A 21,327-nucleotide genomic window follows, 5' to 3' on the forward strand; every position below is an offset into this window, starting at 1 on the left:
CGTGACAGCCATCACGCGGCAGACATTTTATTTTTTCTCAACGACGGGAGCCGCCTGATACCCGCCGCCCAGCGATTTCATCAACTGAATACTTTGAATCACCCGGCGGCTGTCCAGCATCAGTAATGACATCTCTTCGGAAAGAACCGGCAACTGAGCTTCGGTGGCCAGTAAACGGCTGGTTAGACCGCGTTGGTAGGCGGCGTCGGCGGCACGCTGGGTGAAGCGGGTTGCTTCTACGCGTTCTGCCTGCATCTCCCGCTCGTCGTTGAGCGTTTGCAGACGTGTGCCATTGACTGCAACGTCGCGCACCGCGTTCAGTACTGACTGGTTGTAACGTTCAATCATCATGTTGCTGGCGGCGCGAGTGCCTTCGAGATTGGCATTCAACCGTCCACCGTCAAACAGCGGCAATTTCAGACCCGGGATGAAGTTGAACTGGCGACTGGTTTTTTTGAATAAGGTATCCAGGTGGATGGAGTCCAGACCGAAAAACGCTTTGATATCAAAGCTCGGATAGAACAACGCCCGCGCGGAATCTACCTGATCTAATGACGCCTGAACATACCAACGCATGGCTTGCAGATCCGGGCGCCTGGCGAGCAACTCATAAGAGAGTGTCGCCGGAATACCGGTCTGTACTTGCGGTAATGCCACCGACTTGATCTCCGGCATATCGCTGGCTCCCGCGCCAATCAATGCACGCAGAGATTCTCGCGTTTCGGTGATTTGCCCTTTGACGGCAGCAATTTGTTTATCGACGGCCAGAATCTGCGCCCGCGCGCCGTGGAAAGGCACTTGCGCTTCCAGACCGTGCGCCACTTTGCTCTGGTGCGCTCTCACCGCGTAATCAATCACATCGCGAGTTTGCTCTAACAGATCAAGCATCTGGTAGCTGGCCTGCATGCTGTAATAAAGCTGCGCTACGCCAGTGGTCAGCGATAGCTCTACTGCTGCGGTTTCTGCCAGCGCGGCATTATGCGCGCCAATGGCGGCGGCAACCGCCGAGCGATGCACACCCCACAAATCAAGATCCAGTCCGGCAAACAAACCTACTGTGGCTTCCGTATAGTACGGCCCGTCCATACCCAGTGCTGGCGCATCCATTGAATAAGGGCTTAAAAAACCGTTCGCCGAGACGCGTTGGCGGTTGAGCATCCCTATCGCCGCCACCTGCAATTGTGAACCGGCATCTAACAGGTCGGCCTGTGATTGCGCTTTTTCTTCCCGCAGTTTCGCTTCGGCAAGCGTGTGTGAACCTTGCAACGTGTGCTGGATCAGGGCATCCAGTTGCGGGTCGTTAAATTGTTTCCACCACTGCGCCTGCGGCCAGCCGGAACTGGCCAGATGAATATCATCGGCAAGTTTGATTTGTTCCGGTTTGAGCTGTTGATGAGGCGCAGAATCCTTGCGTACCAGGGCACAGCCGGAAATCAGCGTCGTGCTGCCGAGAATGCTGCACAACAGCAGACGTGAAAGTTGACGATTGATCATTGTGTGGCTCCTTGTGCCTGTTCCGTGGCGGGCGTTAATGCCGGGGCTGTCCAGTCTGGCAAGCGGGCGAAAAGCTGGCAGACGCGTTGCTCCTGTTTTAATAAGGTGGGCAGGATGGCCTGCGAGGCGGGTGTTTCTTCAAGCGTTATTTGAGGAGAACGGCTGAGTGCAGTTGCCAGACCGGCGGCGTATTTCTCCAGTGCGTCGGCAAACTGGCCTGCTCTGTCCGGCTGTAGTGCGTTATCCAGCGCCTGCGCCGAGTTCCAGGTCGCATCCCAGGCGTGAAGAATGTCGCGTCCCTGACGAATAACCGTTTGCGAACGTTCAATCAGTAATGCGCGTTCTTCGCTGTCCAGTTGACGCTCCAGCGCCACGCGTTGGCACATCTCTTCACAGGCATTAAACGCCGCATGCAGTCCTATGCGAATTTGCAGATAAGTGCGCAGAGCCGTGGCTTCCTGCTGGCGTGGGATCCGCATTACCTTACTTAACATACCCAGCGCACCAGCCAGTTTTTGCGGCAGCGTGCGCGCTTCACTTTCGGGCCAGACAAAGGTGTAAATCACCGCGGACACCACGGTACCAATGATGATACCCAGGGCGCGATCGCGAATTTCCACCAGGTCGTACACCGGGCCAAAAACGTTTTCGAGCGTGGCGAGCGCGAAGGTGACCACCATCTGTGTGCCGATATAAGAAGAACGTTCGGAGCTGGTGGCAATCCATGCGCCCAACAGGAAAATCGGTGCCAGCACAAACAGCAATTCGACAATATTGTCCAGCCAGGGCATGACCAGTAGTGTAAATAACAGCGCCAGAATCGCGCCGCAAAAAGCCCCGCCAAAACGCAGCACCATCTTCTGGTACGACGAACCGACATTTGGATTAGCGACGATCACGCAGGTCAGCATACAGGTGTGAATGCCTTCCCAGTCCACGCCGCTGTAGAAGGTGTAACAGATCAAACAGGCGAGCAGCGTTTTTACCGCGTAGCGCATATAGTCTGGATTGGTAAAAGCATCGGCGACCATTGACGGCGGTTTGGCTGCGGGCGTTGGCGGCGTATTCGGGTCCATCTGACCCAGTTGCAATAACGTCTGGCAGATATTCTCCAGGTTACATTCCCGTGCCGCCATCGCTTCATCTTCACTAAGTCGCCAGTCGCTTTGCCAGCACTGACCTTTGGCAATGGCATGCTTCAGCTTGTTGATTTCTGAGGCTAATTTTTGCCGAAATTCAATGATTGCCTGAGAATCAGCAAAAGAGGTGGGATCGTAGCGATTCAGCGTCGAGTAAATGTAGGTTACCGTTGCCACGCAGCTTTGCCACCATGCGCTTTGAGTTCGCCAGTTGGCATCGTCCGCGAGACAAAAGACATTGAGTTTTTGCAGCGCCAGCGCCTCTCTTTCAATCCGCGTTTCGGGTAGCGGTGCGAGGCTGTCTGTCAGGTGACCAATGGCATCATCAAGCCGATCATTAAGCGCCTGATGCATTTGTGTAATGGCACGACTGGGAAACCACAGCACGCCGATTAACGTCATCAGCAAGGTTGGATAGAGGCCAACAACGATACACCACAGCGTTAAGCGCACGACCACTTCCGGATAGTCGAGCATGGCGGGGAAGGTTTGCCCGTAAATAGCGACAATGGCGACGGCGAAAAAGACCAGCCCCAGCCGATGGGTGCGCATCAAAAACATGCAGCCCATCAGGATCGGTCCGGCGATGATCAATCGGATCAACGGTTCGCCGTAGGACCATTTGTAGATCAAAAACAGGCTGGCGATCTCCAGCACCGTGGCGACCACAAACAAGATCGCCACAAATTTGGTGTAAAACGCGTTCGACTGAATACCGTAAAACAGCACTGCCAGCGATAACGCCACAAAAGGGATCTCAAAGGTCATCGAGATCAGAATCACCAGCAGGCAGCCTACCCAGAGTTGCACGGTCTGCGGCACGCGGCCAGGTCGCCGCTCGCTTAACTCTTCATGAAAGAACGCCAGCAGCCTGACCACCGGTAATGGCAGGGAGTTGAGCGCGCTCATTATTGCGGCTCAAGATTAGCGACTGCCGAAGCACCGATGCGGAACATTTCCGGATCGGGTTTATCAACCATGATTTTGACCGGAAAACGCTGGGCGACGCGGACCCAGTTAATAGACCGAGACACTTTCGGCAGGCCGCCCAGCACCAGGCCGCCGTCATCCGGTAGCACGCCGTAGCCAATCGAATCCACTTTACCCTCGAAGGTTTTGCCGCTGTCGCTCATCAGGCGAATCGTTGCGGGTGTACCGGCATGAATGTTTTTCAAATCGGTTTCGCGGAAGTTGGCGATAACGTACCAGTGACGAGTGTCGATTAGGGTGAAAATAGGGCGCATGGCAGAAGCAAATTGCCCGACGGAGGTTTTGAGGGAAATGACCCGGCCATCAAACGGCGCGCGAACGGTTGCCATTTCCAGATGCAGTTTGGTCAGCGCGATATCCGCTTCGACTGCCGCACGCTGGGCAACTAATGCATCGACGCCGCTGACGGCGCTGGCGGCTGACTGCGCCTGCAACAATACGGCATTAAGATCCGCTTCTGCGGCGCGCTGCGCAGTTCTTGCACGGTCAACGTCTTCCGCTGAGACAAAACCTTCTTTCAGTAATGGCTCGGTGCGGCGTAATGTATCGCTGGCCTGTTTTGCAGCGGCACGGGCTTTTTCTACCGTGGCATTAACCGAGTCGGCACCAAACTGTTGCGCGTCAACGCTACGCTGGGTGAGCATAATTTGCTTATCCAGCGCCGCGAGGGAGGCTTCAGCTTTCGCCAGATTGGCTTCGTACGGGCGCGGGTCGATGCGGAACAGCAAATCGCCCTGTTTCACCGCCTGGTTGTCGGTGACCGCCAGTTCTACAATGCGACCGCTGACTTCCGGCACCACATCAATGGTATCTGCTGACGCGTAAGCGTCATTAGTTGATGGCGCACTGTCTACGCGCCAGATAACGAAAACAAGGGCAACCAGCGCCAGCGCAACCACTAACAGAGCAGGGAATTTACTGCGAGGAGCTTTTTTCGGCGTACTTTCCATGAGCGCGTCTCAAATAGATTAGAAAAATGCCAGCCAGAACAGCATGGCGTAGAGAGCAAAAAGGGCGGTATAAATAATTCCGACAAATGCCAGATTGATATTTGTCCGCTGAATAATTCGCCTCGTGATGAGCGTCAAAATAAGGCTGGCAATAGCGCAGAAAAACCAGCTGGGATAATAAGCGCCGATCACCGGGATTGCCGGAGATAATGAACATCCCGAAACCATGAAGACGGGAATTATCCAGGCTGTTTTTTTGAGTTGCATCGCCATGCGAGAGAGAACTGTTGGCATATTAAATACATCCTGTCTGCTGCGAACAATATCTGTAGTGAATATCAATATCCATTGAAGGCGTCAGTATGGCTATTTTCTCGATGAATAAAAATAGCTTTATTCAGCCACCGCATTCATAACTTATATATTTTATGTATTAATTGGTTGTATGTATTTTTAAAATAAATACTTTTGGGGGCTTACGCGCCCCCAAAAGCGAGTGGCATTAATTTGGAGTTACGATATTCACCCACAAATCGAAATTATCCAGACAGGCAATAATTTCTTCCAGTTTCGCGCCATTGCCAATAATTTTGGCTTTCTTCGCTTTTACCAGATCCGCCATTTTGGCTTGCCCGGTCAGCACGGCGTGAAGATCTTCACGGCTGATGTAGAAAGAGGCGTTGGCTTGCGGTTGCAGTGTTTTACGGTAGTTAAGCACGCTATCGTTCAGCGTCAGGTTGAGGTTATCGCCGTTGCTCATATTGAAGTTCAGGCTGATATTTTTACCCGCGGCTTTCGCGCTATCGAGGCGAACGGACATAAAGTCGAACAGCATTTCGACCGACATCCCGCGAATGGTGTCCGGGGAACCGGTGGTGCCGTGGCTGAACTTATGCACCCCTTCGCGCAGCTCCTTCGCGCCGGTCAGGTAGAAACCGCGCCAGGTGGCGGACTCGGCCTGATAGCCCAGCTGTTCAAAGTTATTCGCTTGCAGATTCTTCGCGACCTGGTCACCCGGGTTGGCGGCGATCACCTGTTTCAGCAACTCTGCGGACCAGCGATAATCACCTTGCTTGTTCGCTTCTTTCGCCAGGTTGATGACACGGGCAGAACCGCCCAGCGCCTGCACATAACGTTTACCCATCTCCACCTGACCATACGGATGCAGGTTAGCCGGGTTACCGTCGTAATAGCCAAGATAGAAGTTATACACCGCGCGGGCGTTGTGGCTGACAGAACCGTAATAGCCGCGGCTGGCCCAGTTATTGGCAAGCGCAGGCGGCAGCTTAATCATGTCGCCGATTTCATTCATGGTGTAGCCCTGGTTTGCCAGGTGCAGGGTCTGGTCGTGAATGTACTTGATAGTATCGCGATATTTACCAATATAATCATTGATATGCTTATTGCCCCAGACCGGCCAGGTGTGCGGCATAAACAGTACTTCCGCGTCGTTACCCCACATATCCAACGTTTCGTTCAGGTACTCGGTCCACTTGCTGGTATCGCGAGTTTTTGCGCCGCGCAGAGTGTAGAAGTTGTGCAGGGTATGCGTGGCGTTTTCGGCGGTACACAGGGCTTTCAGGGCCGGAATATAGAAGTGCATTTCGGCTGGCGCTTCGCTGCCTGGGGTCATCAGGAAGTCAAACTCCAGGCCGTCGATAATCATCTTCTCGCCAGTTCTGACGATAGTTTTAGTCGGTGCAATAATGCTCGGGTCGCCCGTTGCCAGCGTCACACCGAGGCCGTTGCCTACGTTGCCTTGCGCGTTGTGCGGCAGTAACAGACCGTAAGAGTAGAGCGCACGGCGGCTCATGATGTTCCCCGCCAGCACGTTTTCGCTGATGGCTTCGTCCATAAAACCAGCTGGGGCAATCACCTGAACTTTGCCGGATTTCACATCGGCTTCAGAGATAATACCTTTCACGCCACCATAGTGGTCGGCGTGGCTGTGAGTGTAGATAACGGCAACAATCGGTTTTTGCGGACGATGCTGGAAGTAAAGGTCAAGTGCGGCTTTTGCGGCAGGCGGCGTCACCAGCGGGTCGATAACAATAATGCCTTTCTCGCCCTCAACGAACGTAATGTTAGAGATATCCTGGCCGCGCACCTGATACATTTTATCGGTGACTTTGAACAGGCCAGAAATACCGTTGATTTGCGACTGACGCCACAGGCTGGGGTTTACAGTTTCCGGCGCAGCGGCATTAATATCAAATTTGTAATCATTCGCGCGGTAGTAAACTTTACCGTTCGCATCACGCAGAATACCTTCATCCAGCAGCGGGGCGATAAATCCACGCAGGGCATCGTCAAAATCCTGACGATCGCTAAACGGTAATGATTTGGCGTAATTCTGATTAACCTGCTGGGTATATTGAGTGGCGCCTTTCGCTTCATCTGTTGCGTAAGCGGTATTTATCATCATGCCGCTGACGGTGGTTAAGGCAATAACAATCCTGCTCAAACGGAATAACCGAGAGTTATTCATATAAATCTCCATTTATCATTTATGTCGTAAATATGTAATCCATGCAAAATACGTCATTTAAAGCTGGCGTTATCATAATTGGGAATTTGCGACTTTAATAAGTGGAAGTGTGAGCGGAACGAGCCATTTTATTAGGCATTTGTGCTGAAGAGGGAAAATTACGGCATATTTATTATTGTCATCAATAATGTGACCTAACTTATGTTTTTATTATATATATTGCTTTTCTCTTTCACTTCGGCAAGAAGTCCGCACAATGATTAATCAGGTGAATAATTCGGAGTATAACCATGAAACCTGTTGTGCTGGTGGTGGATGATGACACGGCTATCTGCGCACTGTTGCAGGACGTGTTAAGTGAACATGTCTTTACGGTTTCGGTCTGCCATACCGGGCAGGAAGCAATATCACGTGTTGAGGGCGATCCTGATATCGCGCTGGTGGTGCTGGATATGATGCTACCCGATACCAACGGCCTGAGGGTATTGCAACAATTACAGAAAATGCGTCCTGCACTGCCGGTGGTGATGCTGACCGGCCTGGGCAGTGAGTCTGATGTGGTGGTCGGGCTGGAAATGGGCGCAGATGATTACATCTGCAAGCCGTTTACCCCACGGGTCGTGGTCGCGCGACTAAAAGCGGTGCTACGGCGCGTTGGCGCGCTGGTGGTCAATGAGGAGAAAAACGCCGGACTGTCTTTCAATGGCTGGTATCTCGATACCACGCGCTGCCAGTTGCACAATCCGCTACAACAACATGTCGAGCTGACCCAGGGCGAATATGGCTTGTTACTGGCCCTGGCGCAAAACGCTCGTCGGGTATTGAGCCGCGAGCAGTTGCTGGAGTTCACCCACAGCGACAGCGTGGAGGTGTTTGATCGCACCATCGACGTATTAATCATGCGCTTACGCCGCAAAATCGAACTAAACCCGCATCAGCCGATGTTGATTAAAACTCTGCGCGGTCTGGGGTATGTCTTCGCTGCCGACGTGCACTAATCCGACAATTCTGTTTGTAGTTCTTCCAGCGTTTTTGCCCCGTCGATAGCATTGGCACATAACAGGCTTGCCCGCGCGCAGGCGTGTGCCAGTTTGATGCTCTCGGTAAGCGTCCAGCGTTCATGGCAGCCATATAAAAATCCGGCACAAAATGCATCGCCCGCGCCGACGCTGCCGATAATTTCCCGTTGTTCTAACTTTTGCGAAGGGATCCACACGCCGCCCTGTTCCGGTGTCTCTCCCCAGGCACCTTCCGGGCAGTGGATCACCACTCGCTGGCGTACGCCCGCATCTAACAGTTCACGCGCGGCGGCAGCAATATGCACGATATGCGGTTCGCCGTTGGGTAAGCGAATTTCCAGCCCGCTAAACTCCCCGGCCTCCAGTTCGTTAATTATCAGATAATCCAGATGGCGCAACGCGGGCAGCACCATCGGCTGATAACGCGGATCGCCCTTGCGGGAGACAAGGTCGAGCGAGGTTTCAAAGCCATTATCACGCATTTGCGCCAGCAGACGCGCGCTACGAGTACCGTAAACATCGTCCGGCATATCCAGGCTATCGAGCAACAGTAAATAGCCGAGATGGAAAATCTTCATGCTGTTATCAAGCTGATCGAACGCCGGAAGATCAAGCAGTCGGTTAGCGCCCGGCGAATGGAAAAAGGTGCGCTGCCCGCCGGGGTCGGTCATCACCTGCGACATCGACGTCGGGGCAAAGGTGGTGCGCTGCACATGCTGGCGATTGACGTGATATTGCTCAAGCATCGCCATGATGTAATCGCCGTCGCTGTCCTGACCGATTAGCCCGACCGCCTGTAACGGCAACCCGGTGCGCATTTTCGCCAGCGTCAGCAGGACGTTAAGCGGCGCGCCTCCGGTTGAGCGTTCGCTGTGGGTGATTTCCGCCAGCCAGCCGCGCTCTGGCCACTGGATAATCTGATGGACGTGGTCAACCAGCATATTGCCTGCGGCGATAATCCCTTTACGTTCCATCATGCTTGCCCCGCACTGCCGAAAATACGCATCTGTTGTGCAACCGTATCGCTGATGGCGGCTTCCACTGCCAGCAGTAACTCGGCAAACTCGTCATACATCGGCAGACGGCGCGCCATTCGGGCCTCAACGGCTGCCAGCGCCGCTTGCGACATACCCGTGTAGAAATTGATTTTGTGGATACCCCGTTCGATGGCGCGGCGGAAATCGGCATCGCTAATCCCTGAACCGCCGTGTAACACCAGCGGGATAGCCGCCTGCTTGCGGATAGCGTCGAGACGCGGGAAATCGAGTTTCGGTTCGCCGCGATATTTACCGTGTGCATTGCCAATCGCCACGGCCAGCGCGTCAATGCCGGTACGGTCGACAAAATCACGCGCCAGTTGCGGATCGGTAAACAGAGATTCATCGGCATGACCGTAAAGCGCACCGCCTTCGTCGCCACCTACCGCGCCCAGTTCAGCTTCTACCGATACGCCAACGGCATGGCACATTTTCACCACTTCCCGCGTCTGGCGGACATTTTCTTCATACTCCAGCGTGGAGCCGTCAAACATTACCGAGCTGAATCCCAGCCGCAACGCTTGCACCACCGATTCAAAATGCAGCCCGTGATCGAGATTTAGCACCACCGGAATGGCATGGCGCGCCGCTTCAAATTTCACGGCTTCGACCAGGGAATCCAGCGAGATATATTTAAAATGTACTTCGGCAATGTTGATAATAAACGGCGAGCGTTCCAGTCTGGCCGCAGCGAATAGCGCGCGTAAAAAGTGTGAGTCCAGCACATTAAACGCGCCTAACGCATAGTGATGTTCGCGGGCATGAGCCAGCCCTTCAGCGAGAGAAATCAACGGCATAACGTTCTCCTTATTCAGCGGAACTGGCGGTATTCGTTACACAACACCAACTGGGCCGGTTCGTCTTCGTCAATCAGGTTGTAGCGGTCCAGCGGCTGTAAAAAGTGGTTATCGTGGTCGTCGTCATTAACAGAAGAGACTTCGCCAACCAGCACATCGCCAAAACCGGCTTCTGCCCAAAAGCTGTGATAAAGGCCAGGCGGCAGGCAGATACTTTCGCCGGGAGACAGGCGCAACTGACTGCCTGCGGTATGTTTCTGGCGGCAGCCGTCGATCACCACCGTAACGTCGCTATCAACCGTTTGCTCGTTGCTATCGGCATTCCACAGTTCAACAATCAAATTGCCGCCGCCGCGATTGATAATGTCCTCACGCTTACGCCAGTGAAAATGCATTGGCGTTACCTGCGCATCGCGCACATGCATGATCTTCTCGGCGTAACATTTCACATACGGCATTCCTTTTGGTGAGCCGTTACGCAGGGTAAACAGCGTCAGCCCCTGTGCAGCAAAGTCGTTGCCACCAAAAGCGGTAACATCCCAGCCGAGTTTGAGCTCAAAAACTTCCTCCCACGCAGTGGAGTCGAGTTGTTGCCATTGGGCAGGCGTGAAACTGGCAAAGGGCGGAAGATGCACGTCATGTTGCGAAAAGAATTGCCGTGTATGGCCGAGAATGTCGTTTATAGCGGAGCGTTTCATCGAAAGCGTTCTCCTTAGCGGTGGCCGGGCAGCTGCGCCGCCCGGCGTGTGGACTTATTTCACCGTCCAGCCTTTGTAATTGCCGACGTTGTTTTTGTCGATCATCGTCACCGGGATCAGCACCGGCTCTTTCGGCGCGGGTTTGCCCTGCAAAATGTCGTAGCCAATTTCCACCGCTTTCGCTGCCATCACCTGGGGATCTTGCGCAGGGGTGGCGACAAACAACGAGTTCTCACGTTTCAGCGCCTCTTCGGCGTCCGGGCTTCCGTCAACGCCGACAATAAAGAACTCGCTACGTTGTGCCTGTTTGGCTGCCAGATCGGCACCGATCGCGGTGGGATCGTTAATCGCAAATACGCCGTCGATCTTCGGATTTGCCGCCAGCAGTCCGGTCATTACCTCCAGCCCGCCTTCACGACTGCCTTTGGCGTTCTGGTTGTCAGAGAGCACCTTGATGTCAGGATGGCGTTTAAATTCAGTCTGGCAGCCTTCAACGCGGTTTTGCACGGCGGACACCGGAGGCCCGTTGATGATCACCACGTTGCCTTTGCCTTTCAGGCGATCGGTGATGTACTTACAGGCCATTTCGCCTGCCTGGGTGTTATCGGAAGTGATGGTGGCATCGGCGCCTTCTGCCGCTACGTCAACTGCGACGACCACGATCCCGGCATCTTTCGCCCGTTTCACCGCCGGACCGATCCCTTTTGAATCGGCAGCGTTGAGGATGATCATATCGACGTTAGCGGCGATAAAGTTGTCGATCTGCGACACCTGCTGGCCCAGATCGTAGCCGCTGGAAACCAGCGTCACTTTGACGTTATCGCCTGCCAGTTTGCGCGCTTCCAGCTCCGCGCCTTTGGTGATCTGCACGAAGAATGGGTTTGCCAGATCGCCTACCGTCACGCCTATCGATTTCAATTCTTTTGCCTGGGCGAACGGTGCTGCGGCCAGCAGCGCGCCTGCACAGAGCGCGGTCACTAAGGGCTTCAATCTCATGCTGTATTCCTCATGTGTAGGGTATTGTTGTTATGCGCTTTGATGATGTCGGGTACGGTATTTATCGATCAGTACCGCAATGATGATCACCGCCCCTTTGATCACCAGTTGCCAGAAGTAAGAGACGCCCATTAGGGTCATGCCGTTGTTTAGCGTGGCGATAATCAGCGCCCCAACCAGCGTGCCGGTAATGGTGCCGATGCCGCCAACGAAACTGGTGCCGCCGAGGATCACCGCCGCAATGGCATCCAGTTCGTACCCCATGCCTAAGTTGCCGTTGGCGCTGTACAGCCGCGAGGCGCTCATAATCCCGCCAAGCCCTGAAAGCAGGCCGCTCATGCCATAAACAAACAGCAGCACCAGCCAGACCTTAATGCCGGTAAGACGCGCTGCCTGCATATTGCCGCCGACGGCGTAGATATGAACGCCAAGCGTGGTGCGGCGCAGAATAAACCAGCACAGCACAATCACTGCGAGGGCAATCACCACCAGCCACGGGACAGGCCCAAGATAGTTATTACCTATCCACTCGAAATTAATATTGGAGTTGATGACCGTGGTGCCGTCCGCCAGCAGATACGCCGCCCCGCGTAGCGCCGTATAGGTGCCGAGCGTGACGATAAACGGTGGCAATCCGGCAAAGGCCACCAGCGCGCCGTTGAACAAACCCAGCAGCAGGCCGAGCATCAGCGCCGCTGGAATCGACAGCATGGCGAACTCCGGGCTAAGGGAGACGACCATCGCCGCTACCGCCGTGGTGCCGAGAATTGAACCTACAGAAAGGTCGATCCCGCCAGTCAAAATGATGAAGGTCATCCCCGCCGCCAGCACAATGTTGATCGACGCCTGGCGGGTAATATTCAGCAGGTTACTTTCGGTAAAAAAGTTCGGCGCGATAAAGCCAAATACCGCCACGATCAGAATCAGAATCGGCAAAATGCCGACCGTTTGCATCAGATCGCTCATCAGCATTTTTTTGGCAGAGGTCTTTGCAGATGTCGTCATGAGGGCACCGCCTGGGAATGGGCGTCGTTGACGCCAGTCGCTAAGGTCATAATGTTTTCCTGGGTGATGTTTTTGCCGTTTAACTCACCGGCAATGCTGCCTTCGCGCATCACATAAACGCGATCGCTCATGCCGACTATCTCCGGCAGTTCACTGGAGATCATCAGGATCGCCACGCCCTTGCGCGCCATCTCGTTCATGATCCGGTAGATCTCGCTTTTTGCGCCGACGTCCACGCCGCGTGTGGGTTCGTCGAGTAGTAAAATACGCGGGCCAATCGCCACCCAGCGGGAGATCAACAGCTTTTGCTGATTGCCGCCGGAAAGTCCGCCCGCTCGCACCTGGGCATGAGGCACGCGAATGTTGAGCAACTTGATGGCGTCATCGGAGATGGTTTGTGCTTTTTTGCGGTTGAGCATTCCCCAGCTGGCATCGCGCTCCAGGGTTGCCATGGTGATGTTTTCGGCTGCCGCCATTTCAAGGAACAAACCTTGTTCTTTGCGATTTTCGGTGAGAAAACCAATGCCAAGATCGATAGCTTCGCGCGGGGAGTGGATCACCACCGGTTCGCCATCGACTTCAATCATTCCGCCCGTCGCTTTACGTACGCCGAAGATCAACTGCGCCAGCTCTGAACGTCCGGCTCCTACCAGCCCGGCGAGGCCGACAATTTCGCCGGAACGCACCAGCAGGCTACTCGGCTGGACTTTGCCACCGTCGGTCAGGTGGTGAACATTCAGGCGGGCTTTGCCGAGCGGGATATCGCGCTCTTTATTGAACAGATCGCTCAGCGGCCTGCCGACCATCATCCGTACCAGTTCAGCGGCGTTGAGGTTATCGCGGGTCAGGCTGCCAACGTATTGCCCGTCGCGCAGCACGCTGACGCGATCGGAAAGCTCATACACTTCCGCCATGCGGTGGCTGATATAGATAATCGCCATCCCTTCATCGCGCAGCCGCATAATCAATTCAAACAGGCGGTGAGTTTCACGTGAGGAGAGGGCGGCGGTGGGTTCGTCCATCACCAGAATGCGGCTGTTGCGATGCAGCGCGCGGGCGATTTCGACCTGTTGTTGCTCGGCAATGGTCAGCGTCATGACTTTATCGCTGGCGTTAAACTGCGCGCCGAGGCGGTCGATCACTTTTTGCGCCTGCACCAGCATCTCTTTGCGCTGCACCAACCCGCCGTGGGAAAGCTCGCTGCCGAGGAAAATGTTTTCAGCTACCGTCAGATTCGGTGCCAGCTGCATCTCCTGATAAATCAGCGTAATACCGGCGCTTAAGGCATCTTTTGGTGTGCGAATGTGAAAGGGCTTGCCGTCAATCAGGATCTCGCCGCTGGTGGCGGTATACGCCCCCGCCAGCACCTTCATCAGCGTGCTTTTTCCCGCGCCGTTTTCCCCCATCAGGGCATGGATCTCGCCAGGGTAAACCGTCAAATCCACCCCCTTGAGCGCATAAAATTTGCCGAAGGCTTTGGCAATATTGCGCATCTCCAGAACCGGCGTGCTGTTCATGGCGGACTCCTGCGAGGTTGTCGATATCAGCACTCCATCACAGGAAAGTAAATGCAAAATGTCAGAAGCCGTTCATATTTGTCATATTGCGATTTTTCTTTACGGAGCGTGATATGGCGCACCCCGGACGTCACTTTTTTGCCAGCGCGCGCGGGCGATTGCTGCTTTTAAATTTGCTGGTGGTGGCGGTGACGCTGATGGTCAGCGGCGTGGCGGTAATGGGCTTTCGCCATGCCAGCCAGATGCAGGAGCAGGTGCAGCAGCAAACGGTGGATGATATGACCGGCAGCCTGAATCTGACGCGCGACACGGCAAACGTGGCGACGGCGGCGGTGCGATTGTCACAGGTGGTGGGTGCGCTGGAATACAAAGGCGAAGCCGAGCGATTGCAGGAGACACAGCGGGCGTTAAAAAGCTCGCTTGAGCAACTGGCGGACGCGCCTTTAGCGCAGCAGGACGCCGGGCTAGTGGCGCGCATCATCACGCGTAGTAACGAACTGCAAACCAGCGTCGGCGGAATGCTGGAGCGCGGGCAAAGGCGGCATCTGGAGCGTAACGCGCTGTTAAGTTCGCTATATCAAAACTTAAGTTATCTGCGGCATTTGCAAAAAGTCACTCACGCGGAAGATGACATTTTGCTTAACGAGATGAACCGACTGATTGTTGCCGCTATTGCCACGCCCGCGCCGCAGGCGATTATTCATCAACTGGTCGGGGTGATGTCTGCATTCCCGACCCACAGCGATACGCCGTTGGTCAATACGCTACTCACTGATTTTAATCGTGAACTGCGCAATCTGGCGCCACTTTCGGAAGCTCTGGAGCAAAGCGATCTGGCGATCAGCTGGTATATGTTCCACATCAAAGCGCTGGTGGCGATCCTCAATAGTGACATTAACCGTTACGCCGAACAGGTGGCGACGCTCTCCGGTCAGCGGGTGGCGCAAAGTTACCAGGATCTGCGCTCCGGCGAGAGGCTGATCATGATTTTCGCTCTGTTAGCGGTGGTGATCACCGCGTTTGCAGGCTGGTATATCTATCGCAATCTCGGCTCTAACCTGACGGCGATTTCCCGCGCCATGAGCCGCCTGGCGCACGGCGAAGCGGACGTCACTTTTCCGGCGCTACAGCGGCGCGATGAGTTGGGTGAACTGGCGCGTGCCTTTAACGTCTTCGCCCGCAATACCGCGTCACTCGACCGAACCTCACGGCTGTTGAAAGAGAAAACCACGCAGATGGAGATTGCCCAAACCGAGCGGCAGGGGCTGGAAGAGGCGCTATTGCACAGCCAGAAGTTGAAAGCGGTTGGGCAACTGACAGGCGGGCTGGCACATGATTTTAATAATCTGCTGGCGGTGATCATTGGCAGCCTGGAGCTGGTGAACACGGACTCGCCCGACGCGCCGCGAATACAGCGGGCGCTGCAAGCCGCCGAACGTGGGGCGCTACTGACCCAGCGGCTACTGGCGTTTTCTCGCAAGCAGTCCTTACATCCGCAAGCCGTTGAACTGAAAACTCTGCTGGAAGAGTTAAGCGAATTAATGCGCCACTCCTTACCGGCAACCCTGGCGCTGGAGATTGAAGCGCAGTCTCCGGCGTGGCCCGCGTGGATTGACGTCAGCCAGCTGGAAAACGCCATCATCAACCTGGTAGTGAACGCCCGCGATGCGATGGAAGGGCAGACGGGAATCATCAAAATTCGTACCTGGAATCAGCGCGTTACTCGCAGCAGTGGGCAGCGACAGGATATGGTGGCGCTGGAGGTCATCGATCATGGCAGCGGCATGTCGCAGGCGGTGAAAAGCCAGGTATTTGAGCCGTTCTTTACCACCAAACAGACGGGCAGTGGCAGCGGGCTGGGCTTGTCGATGGTCTATGGGTTCGTGCGCCAGTCCGGCGGGCGCGTGGAAATTGAAAGCGCGCCGGGGCAAGGAACAACGGTCAGATTACAGCTTCCCCGCGCGCTGACGGCGGCGAAAAACCTATCGCCAGCGGTGGTAGAGCAGACAGCCGTCAGCGGCGATAAACTGGTGTTAGTGCTGGAAGATGAAGTCGCGGTGCGCCAGACCATCTGCGAGCAGTTGCACCTGCTGGGCTATTTGACGCTGGAAGCGAGCAGCGGCGAACAGGCGCTGGACCTGCTGGCGGCATCAGCAGAAATCGATATTTTTATCAGTGACTTAATGCTCCCCGGCGGCATGAGCGGCGCAGAAGTGGTCAATGCGGCCCGCAAACTTTACCCGCACCTGACGCTGCTACTCATCAGTGGTCAGGATTTACGCCCCAGCCATAACCCCGCGCTGCCCGACGTGGCGCTGCTGCGCAAACCCTTTACCCGCGCGCAGTTGGCGCAGGCGCTGGGGCAAATAGAGGGATGATTTTCAGAATTTATCAAGAGGCCTGAAGCAAACGTGCTGCTATTGTGAGCAATTCTGTTCTGAATGGGATATAAAAGGAATTATGCCAGTACTGACAAGAGGCGATTCACATATGATCGTGATGCCAACCACCTATAGCCCTATGACGGTTGCTCGTTCTTTTCGCGTGGTGGAAGAGATCGAGCTTTCTGGACGTTTGTTACAGGTAATTTATGACAAGCAGACGCCAAGAGCGGCCATCATTGAAGCGGACATTGAAGTTTTTGCAGGCGTGCCGCGTCATCGGGTACTTGCCGCTCTCGATCTGCAGCGTAAAAAAGAGTTCGGCAGCGATATCATTGCCGTTGAACGCTGGTGGGAAGACTCGGATCTGGTACAGGTGGAAGGTATTTGTGTCTCTCCTGGTGAGCGCGATAAGGGGCTGGCAACTCGGCTGTATGAAGCGCTAATTCTGCAATGCGGTATCACGCTAATCAGCGATTTTGATCAATATGATGGCGGGAAGATGCTCTGGCAGAAGATCGCGCGCGAGTCCGATCAGATTTCCGTGTTTGTATTAGACACTGAACAAGGGGCATTTTGGCCTTACGATGGCACGAAAGTGATCTACGATGGCGGTTGCATTCCGGAAGAGCGTATCTGGAGTATTTCACCGGATCAAAAATGTCATGGCATTGTGCTGGTGGCGGAAAATAAACAGCGAGCTAACCAGCTAATGGAAGAGTCTGCGCCTTACCGAATTTGAGATTACTCCGCTACTCCGCTCATTCACACTCAACTAACGTTAAGCCAGTCCATTGCAGAGACTGGCTTATGAAACCTTACTCCACGCTCTTTCTTTTCACCCTGCTCACGCTGTCCACCGTTCCGGCCCAGGCCGATATTATCGACGATACCATTGGCAATATTCAGCAGGCGATTAACGACGCTTATAACCCTGACCGTGGGCGAGACTATGAAGATTCGCGCGACGACGGCTGGCAGCGTCAAGTGAGCGACGATCGTCGCAGACAATATGACGACCGCCACCGCCAGTTTGAAGATCGCCGCAGGCAGCTGGACGATCGCCAGCGCCAGCTTGATCGGGAGCGTCGGCAACTGGAAGATGAAGAGCGGAGAATGGAAGATGAGTATGGGCGGTGAGGGGGCCAGTGCGCACATTCTCCCCATCACGCTACCCCAATCTCCATCCCATCAAACCCCGCCTCAAATCCCGACGGCAGCGCGTTCTCCATCAGCCACGCATCAAACTGGTGGCTGATGTGCGTCAGAATCACGCGCGGCGAGCGGATAACTTCATTCAGCGCCAGCACGGTGTTTAAATCGCAGTGATTACGCGGCGCATCCTCGCGCGGCGGGTGGCTGCAATCAATCACCATCACTTGCGGCTGGTTATTGCGTAAAAATTTCAGCGTTTTTTCCGGCAGACCGGCGGTGTCAGACAGCCACGCCACACGGCTGTGCGACGTTTCCAGCAGATAACCGAAGGTCAGTTTTGAGTGGTTGAGCGGCAGCGGTGTGACCTGCAACCCCTGCAAATCAAACACCACAAACGGGTCTACCGTGTGACTGAAATCAAGCAGGCCCGGATGTTTAAACAGATCGTCGCAGCCCTGTTCATCCGGTGGGCCGTAGACCGGGATCGTATCGCCCACGCCCCAGCGCAGTGGAAACAGCCCCTGCACGTGATCCATATGGTAATGCGTCAGCAAAAACTGCTGGAACGATCCGGGCGACCAGCGATCGGAGAGATCGTGCCGCCCGGCGTCGATCAGGGTGACAGCCTCGTTAAACTTCACCACGCCGCTGCATGGCTGGCGGCGATACTGCGGCGAGCGTCGCGCTCTTACACAGGCCGCGCACTCACAGCCCCATGCCGGAACGCCCTGTGCGCCGCCAGTGCCGGTGAGCGTGAGGGTCAGGCTCATGTTACAGCGCCTTCGTGAAGCGGAAATGGCTCTGCTCGTAGCCTTCGCGCAGGTAGAAACGGTGCGCGTCGTGGCGCTTCACGTTGGTCGAAAGTTCGGTCATTTCTGCCCCGGCCTGGCGGGCTTCTTCTTCTGCCCATGCCAGCAACTTGCTACCGACGTTCAGGCCGCGCGCCTGCGGCATCACCACCAGTTCCTGAATTTCGCCGATCCAGTTGACATGATGCAGATGAAACTGCAAATGCAGGCCGATCATGCCGACAACTTCGCTATCCAGCAGCGCCAGATGGTAGCGCATATTCGGGTCGTGCTGGTTGGCGTTAAAGCCCACGCGAAACGCGTGATGGTCAAACTCCGCCTGTTTTAGCTCACAAATCAGCGCGTAAACCGCGTCGGTATCGTACTGCGTGGCCGGGCGAAGCTCACAAGCAGGCATGGTGTTTCTCCTTCTGATGGATCAGCGTCAGCAGCGTGTCGACCGACTGGCGCAGGCTGCCGTCATTGTTGAGCGTATGGCAATCCTGCGGAGTATAGCGGGCGGCGCGCGCCAGCCGGGCGTTAATTTCACTGGCGTTTTCACGCCCACGGTTTTCCAGGCGCTGGCGGAGGATCTCCGGCGAAACCTGTAAACAAATGGGCAGCAGCGCCGATTGATAGCGCGCCCGCGCCTGCGGCAAATGCGCGCGTGAGCCGTTGACTACCACGTCGAATCCAGCGTGCAGCCAGAGGTCAATCTCGATGCCGACGCCATAATACAGACCGTTAGCGTGCCAGCTTAAGGCCAACAGATTTTGCCCCGCGCGGGTAAAAAACTCCTGCTCGCTCAGGGCGATATGGTTTTCGCTTCCGGCACTGGCATCGCGCGTGATGTAGCGATGTGCCACCAGTAACTGCGCCTGTTCCCGCTGGCGCAGCGCCGCCAGCAGGCTGTCTTTCCCGGAGCCGGAAGGCCCCATCAACCAGATTAGCTTTCCCATCATCAGAACACCCTTTTACCCTGACGCCAGACGTGGTCGATATGAATATGATTGCCCTTGCGATGCGCCAGCACCAGGTCGGCGCGTTTGCCCTCGCCAATCACCCCGCGATCCTGAAGATTCAGCGCCTGGGCCGGATTTTTGGTCACCAGCTTCACCGCCTGCGGCAGCGTAAAGCGGTTGCTCTGGTCATCGGCGACGCGGAACGCCGCATCCAGCAGGCTGGCGGGGTAGTAGTCGGAAGAGAGGATATCCAGCAGGTCAAGCTGCGCCAGTTCACTTGCCGCCACGTTGCCGGAGTGCGAACCGCCTCGCACGATATTCGGCGCACCCATCAGCACGTTCATGCCATGCTTACGCGAAGCTTCCGCTGCTTCGAAGGTGGTGGGAAATTCGGCGATCACGCTGCCAAGCTGGTGGGATTCGGCGACGTGGGCGTGCGTGGCGTCATCGTGGCTGGCAAGCGCAATCTGGCGTGTGCGGCAGATCGCGGCAATGGTTTCGCGATTCGGCTGCGACCAGCGTGCGGCGAGCGCCAGTTGTTCCTCTTCGTACTGCTGCATCTGCGCATCGGTGAGCGAGTATTTGCCCTGATAATATTCGCGATACTTCTCGCGGTTGGCGAACTGGCGCTGGCCGGGTGAGTGGTCCATCAACGACACCAGCGTGACTGGCTCGCGCTGCACCAGTTTTTCAAACAGCGGCAGCGTGGTGTGATGCGGCAGTTCGCAGCGCAGGTGCAGACGGTGCTCGGCGCGGTTGACGCCGCGTTTCTGCGTCTCTTCGATGGCGTTGATCATCTTCTCCAGATTCTCCAGCCGATCGCCGCCGTCGCGCACATCACCAATCGCCACGGCGTCCAGCACGGTGGTGATGCCGCTCGCCACCATCAGCGCGTCGTGGCTGCTCATCGCCGAGTGGGCAGGCCAGTCAACTTTCGGGCGCGGGGTGAAGAATTTATCGAGGTTGTCGGTATGCAGCTCAATCAGCCCCGGCAGCAGCCAGCCGCCTTCGCCGTCCATCGCTTCTGGCAGGCGGCTCTGGCTTTCGGCAAAGGCGCGGATTTCGCCGTCCTGCATCTCCAGCGAACCGTGCACCACCTCGTTTTCCAGCACCAGTTTGACGTTATTGATAATCATGCAGAGGCTCCCATTGGGTGCAGGCGGTCGGCGACGTCATTGCGTACGGCTTCATCATGGAAGATGCCGACGATGGCCGCGCCACGGGCTTTGGCTTCGCGAATCAGCTCGACTACGGCGGCGCTGTTTTTGGCGTCCAGCGAGGCGGTGGGTTCGTCGAGCAGCAGAATGGGGTAGTCGACGATAAAGCCACGGGCAATGTTGACGCGCTGCTGTTCGCCGCCGGAGAAGGTTGATGGCGCAAGGTGCCACAGGCGTTCCGGTACGTTCAGGCGCGTGAGCAGACGCGCGGCTTTAGCGGCGCAGGCTTCACGCGGAACGCCAGTATCGAGCAGCGGCTGCATCACCACTTCCAGCGCCGAAATACGCGGGATGACGCGCAGAAACTGGCTCACCCAGCCGACGGTGGTTTTGCGGATTTCCACCACTTTGCGCGCTGGTGCAGTGACCAGGTCTACCCATTCGTCACCGTGTTTGATCTGGATTTGCCCTTCGTCGGGTAGATAGTTGGCGTACAGCGAGCGCAGCAGGGTTGATTTGCCGCTGCCGGAGTGGCCGTGGAGCACCACGCATTCGCCCGTGTTGACGGTGAGCGAGGCGCGTTGTAAGACGGGCAGGCGCACGCCGTTTTGCTGGTGCAGGATGAAGGTTTTACTGACGTTTTGTACGTTAATCATTTTTCGCCTCGTGGTTCGGGTGTCGGATGCGACGCTGATGCGTCTTATCCGACCTACTGGGAGCGCATTTGTAGGCCAGATAAGGCGTTTACGCCGCA

The 21,327-nt window shown here is 55.7% G+C and carries 20 protein-coding genes; 4 read left to right on the plus strand and 16 right to left on the minus strand.

Going from position 1 to position 21,327, the window contains the following annotated elements:
- Nucleotides 1-27: 27 nt before the first annotated feature.
- The 5 genes from mdtP to yjcS form a co-directional block, all read right to left on the minus strand.
- Complete coding sequence (gene mdtP, locus D9734_RS05110; protein WP_130205853.1) at nt 28-1,494, minus strand: multidrug efflux transporter outer membrane subunit MdtP; 1,467 nt, start codon at nt 1,492-1,494, stop codon at nt 28-30.
- On the minus strand, nt 1,491-3,542 hold the full coding sequence (mdtO, locus tag D9734_RS05115; RefSeq protein ID WP_130205855.1) for a multidrug efflux transporter permease subunit MdtO: 2,052 nt from the start codon (nt 3,540-3,542) through the stop codon (nt 1,491-1,493). Before mdtO ends, mdtP begins: the two co-directional genes overlap by 4 nt.
- Nucleotides 3,542-4,573: a multidrug efflux transporter periplasmic adaptor subunit MdtN gene (gene mdtN / locus D9734_RS05120; protein ID WP_000446357.1), complete on the minus strand. Its 1,032-nt coding sequence runs from the start codon at nt 4,571-4,573 to the stop codon at nt 3,542-3,544. Before mdtN ends, mdtO begins: the two co-directional genes overlap by 1 nt.
- 18 nt (nt 4,574-4,591) lie before the next feature.
- Nucleotides 4,592-4,867 (minus strand): YtcA family lipoprotein, encoded by a 276-nt coding sequence (locus tag D9734_RS05125; RefSeq protein ID WP_001308208.1) that lies wholly within the window; start codon nt 4,865-4,867, stop codon nt 4,592-4,594.
- Nucleotides 4,868-5,075: 208 nt separating this feature from the next.
- On the minus strand, nt 5,076-7,061 hold the full coding sequence (gene yjcS / locus D9734_RS05130; protein ID WP_130205857.1) for an alkyl sulfatase YjcS: 1,986 nt from the start codon (nt 7,059-7,061) through the stop codon (nt 5,076-5,078).
- Nucleotides 7,062-7,351: 290 nt separating this feature from the next.
- Between yjcS and D9734_RS05135 the strand changes: the two genes are divergently transcribed.
- Nucleotides 7,352-8,059: a response regulator transcription factor gene (locus D9734_RS05135; protein ID WP_130205859.1), complete on the plus strand. Its 708-nt coding sequence runs from the start codon at nt 7,352-7,354 to the stop codon at nt 8,057-8,059.
- Here the strand turns inward: D9734_RS05135 and D9734_RS05140 are convergent.
- Genes D9734_RS05140 through D9734_RS05165 form a run of 6 tightly spaced genes read right to left on the minus strand, consistent with a single transcriptional unit; the run spans nt 8,056 to nt 14,130 of the window.
- Nucleotides 8,056-9,057 carry a carbohydrate kinase family protein gene (locus D9734_RS05140; protein WP_130205861.1) on the minus strand — a complete coding sequence of 334 codons (1,002 nt, stop codon included), beginning with the start codon at nt 9,055-9,057 and terminating at the stop codon, nt 8,056-8,058. The genes D9734_RS05135 and D9734_RS05140 overlap by 4 nt on opposite strands.
- The gene (locus D9734_RS05145) at nt 9,054-9,914 is read right to left on the minus strand and encodes a ketose 1,6-bisphosphate aldolase (RefSeq protein ID WP_130205863.1); all 861 of its coding nucleotides are present in this window, start codon (nt 9,912-9,914) and stop codon (nt 9,054-9,056) included. Before D9734_RS05145 ends, D9734_RS05140 begins: the two co-directional genes overlap by 4 nt.
- Nucleotides 9,915-9,928: 14 nt before the next feature.
- Nucleotides 9,929-10,612 carry a D-lyxose/D-mannose family sugar isomerase gene (locus D9734_RS05150; RefSeq protein WP_130205865.1) on the minus strand — a complete coding sequence of 228 codons (684 nt, stop codon included), beginning with the start codon at nt 10,610-10,612 and terminating at the stop codon, nt 9,929-9,931.
- 54 nt (nt 10,613-10,666) lie between these two features.
- Complete coding sequence (locus D9734_RS05155; protein WP_130205867.1) at nt 10,667-11,608, minus strand: ABC transporter substrate-binding protein; 942 nt, start codon at nt 11,606-11,608, stop codon at nt 10,667-10,669.
- Nucleotides 11,609-11,638: 30 nt separating this feature from the next.
- On the minus strand, nt 11,639-12,613 hold the full coding sequence (locus D9734_RS05160; protein ID WP_021557441.1) for a hypothetical protein: 975 nt from the start codon (nt 12,611-12,613) through the stop codon (nt 11,639-11,641).
- Nucleotides 12,610-14,130, minus strand: a complete 1,521-nt coding sequence (locus D9734_RS05165; protein WP_130205869.1) for a sugar ABC transporter ATP-binding protein — start codon at nt 14,128-14,130, stop codon at nt 12,610-12,612. The genes D9734_RS05160 and D9734_RS05165 overlap by 4 nt, the downstream gene beginning before the upstream one ends.
- Before the next feature lie 113 nt (nt 14,131-14,243).
- Here D9734_RS05165 and D9734_RS05175 point away from each other — a divergent pair, with 113 nt between their 5' ends.
- The 3 genes from D9734_RS05175 to yjdP all read left to right on the plus strand — a co-directional run bounded on the left by D9734_RS05175 (nt 14,244) and on the right by yjdP (nt 17,651).
- Complete coding sequence (locus tag D9734_RS05175; protein WP_130205871.1) at nt 14,244-16,508, plus strand: hybrid sensor histidine kinase/response regulator; 2,265 nt, start codon at nt 14,244-14,246, stop codon at nt 16,506-16,508.
- 112 nt (nt 16,509-16,620) lie between these two features.
- Nucleotides 16,621-17,253 carry a GNAT family N-acetyltransferase gene (locus D9734_RS05180; RefSeq protein ID WP_130206094.1) on the plus strand — a complete coding sequence of 211 codons (633 nt, stop codon included), beginning with the start codon at nt 16,621-16,623 and terminating at the stop codon, nt 17,251-17,253.
- Between the two features lie 68 nt (nt 17,254-17,321).
- Nucleotides 17,322-17,651 carry a DDRRRQL repeat protein YjdP gene (gene yjdP / locus D9734_RS05185; RefSeq protein ID WP_130205873.1) on the plus strand — a complete coding sequence of 110 codons (330 nt, stop codon included), beginning with the start codon at nt 17,322-17,324 and terminating at the stop codon, nt 17,649-17,651.
- A gap of 26 nt (nt 17,652-17,677) precedes the next feature.
- Here the strand turns inward: yjdP and phnP are convergent, their stop codons facing one another.
- The 5 genes from phnP to phnL are packed head-to-tail and all read right to left on the minus strand — an operon-like array spanning nt 17,678 to nt 21,229.
- On the minus strand, nt 17,678-18,436 hold the full coding sequence (gene phnP, locus D9734_RS05190) for a phosphonate metabolism protein PhnP (protein WP_130205875.1): 759 nt from the start codon (nt 18,434-18,436) through the stop codon (nt 17,678-17,680).
- Nucleotide 18,437: 1 nt separating this feature from the next.
- The gene (gene phnO / locus D9734_RS05195; protein WP_130205877.1) at nt 18,438-18,872 is read right to left on the minus strand and encodes an aminoalkylphosphonate N-acetyltransferase; all 435 of its coding nucleotides are present in this window, start codon (nt 18,870-18,872) and stop codon (nt 18,438-18,440) included.
- Nucleotides 18,859-19,416 carry a ribose 1,5-bisphosphokinase gene (gene phnN / locus D9734_RS05200; RefSeq protein WP_130205879.1) on the minus strand — a complete coding sequence of 186 codons (558 nt, stop codon included), beginning with the start codon at nt 19,414-19,416 and terminating at the stop codon, nt 18,859-18,861. Before phnN ends, phnO begins: the two co-directional genes overlap by 14 nt.
- Nucleotides 19,416-20,552, minus strand: coding sequence for an alpha-D-ribose 1-methylphosphonate 5-triphosphate diphosphatase (gene phnM / locus D9734_RS05205; protein ID WP_130205881.1), 1,137 nt, complete (start codon nt 20,550-20,552; stop codon nt 19,416-19,418). Before phnM ends, phnN begins: the two co-directional genes overlap by 1 nt.
- On the minus strand, nt 20,549-21,229 hold the full coding sequence (gene phnL, locus D9734_RS05210; protein ID WP_130205883.1) for a phosphonate C-P lyase system protein PhnL: 681 nt from the start codon (nt 21,227-21,229) through the stop codon (nt 20,549-20,551). The genes phnM and phnL overlap by 4 nt, the downstream gene beginning before the upstream one ends.
- Nucleotides 21,230-21,327: the final 98 nt, after the last annotated feature.

The organism is Escherichia sp. E14S1, from assembly GCF_004211995.1.
GTDB lineage: Bacteria > Pseudomonadota > Gammaproteobacteria > Enterobacterales > Enterobacteriaceae > Escherichia.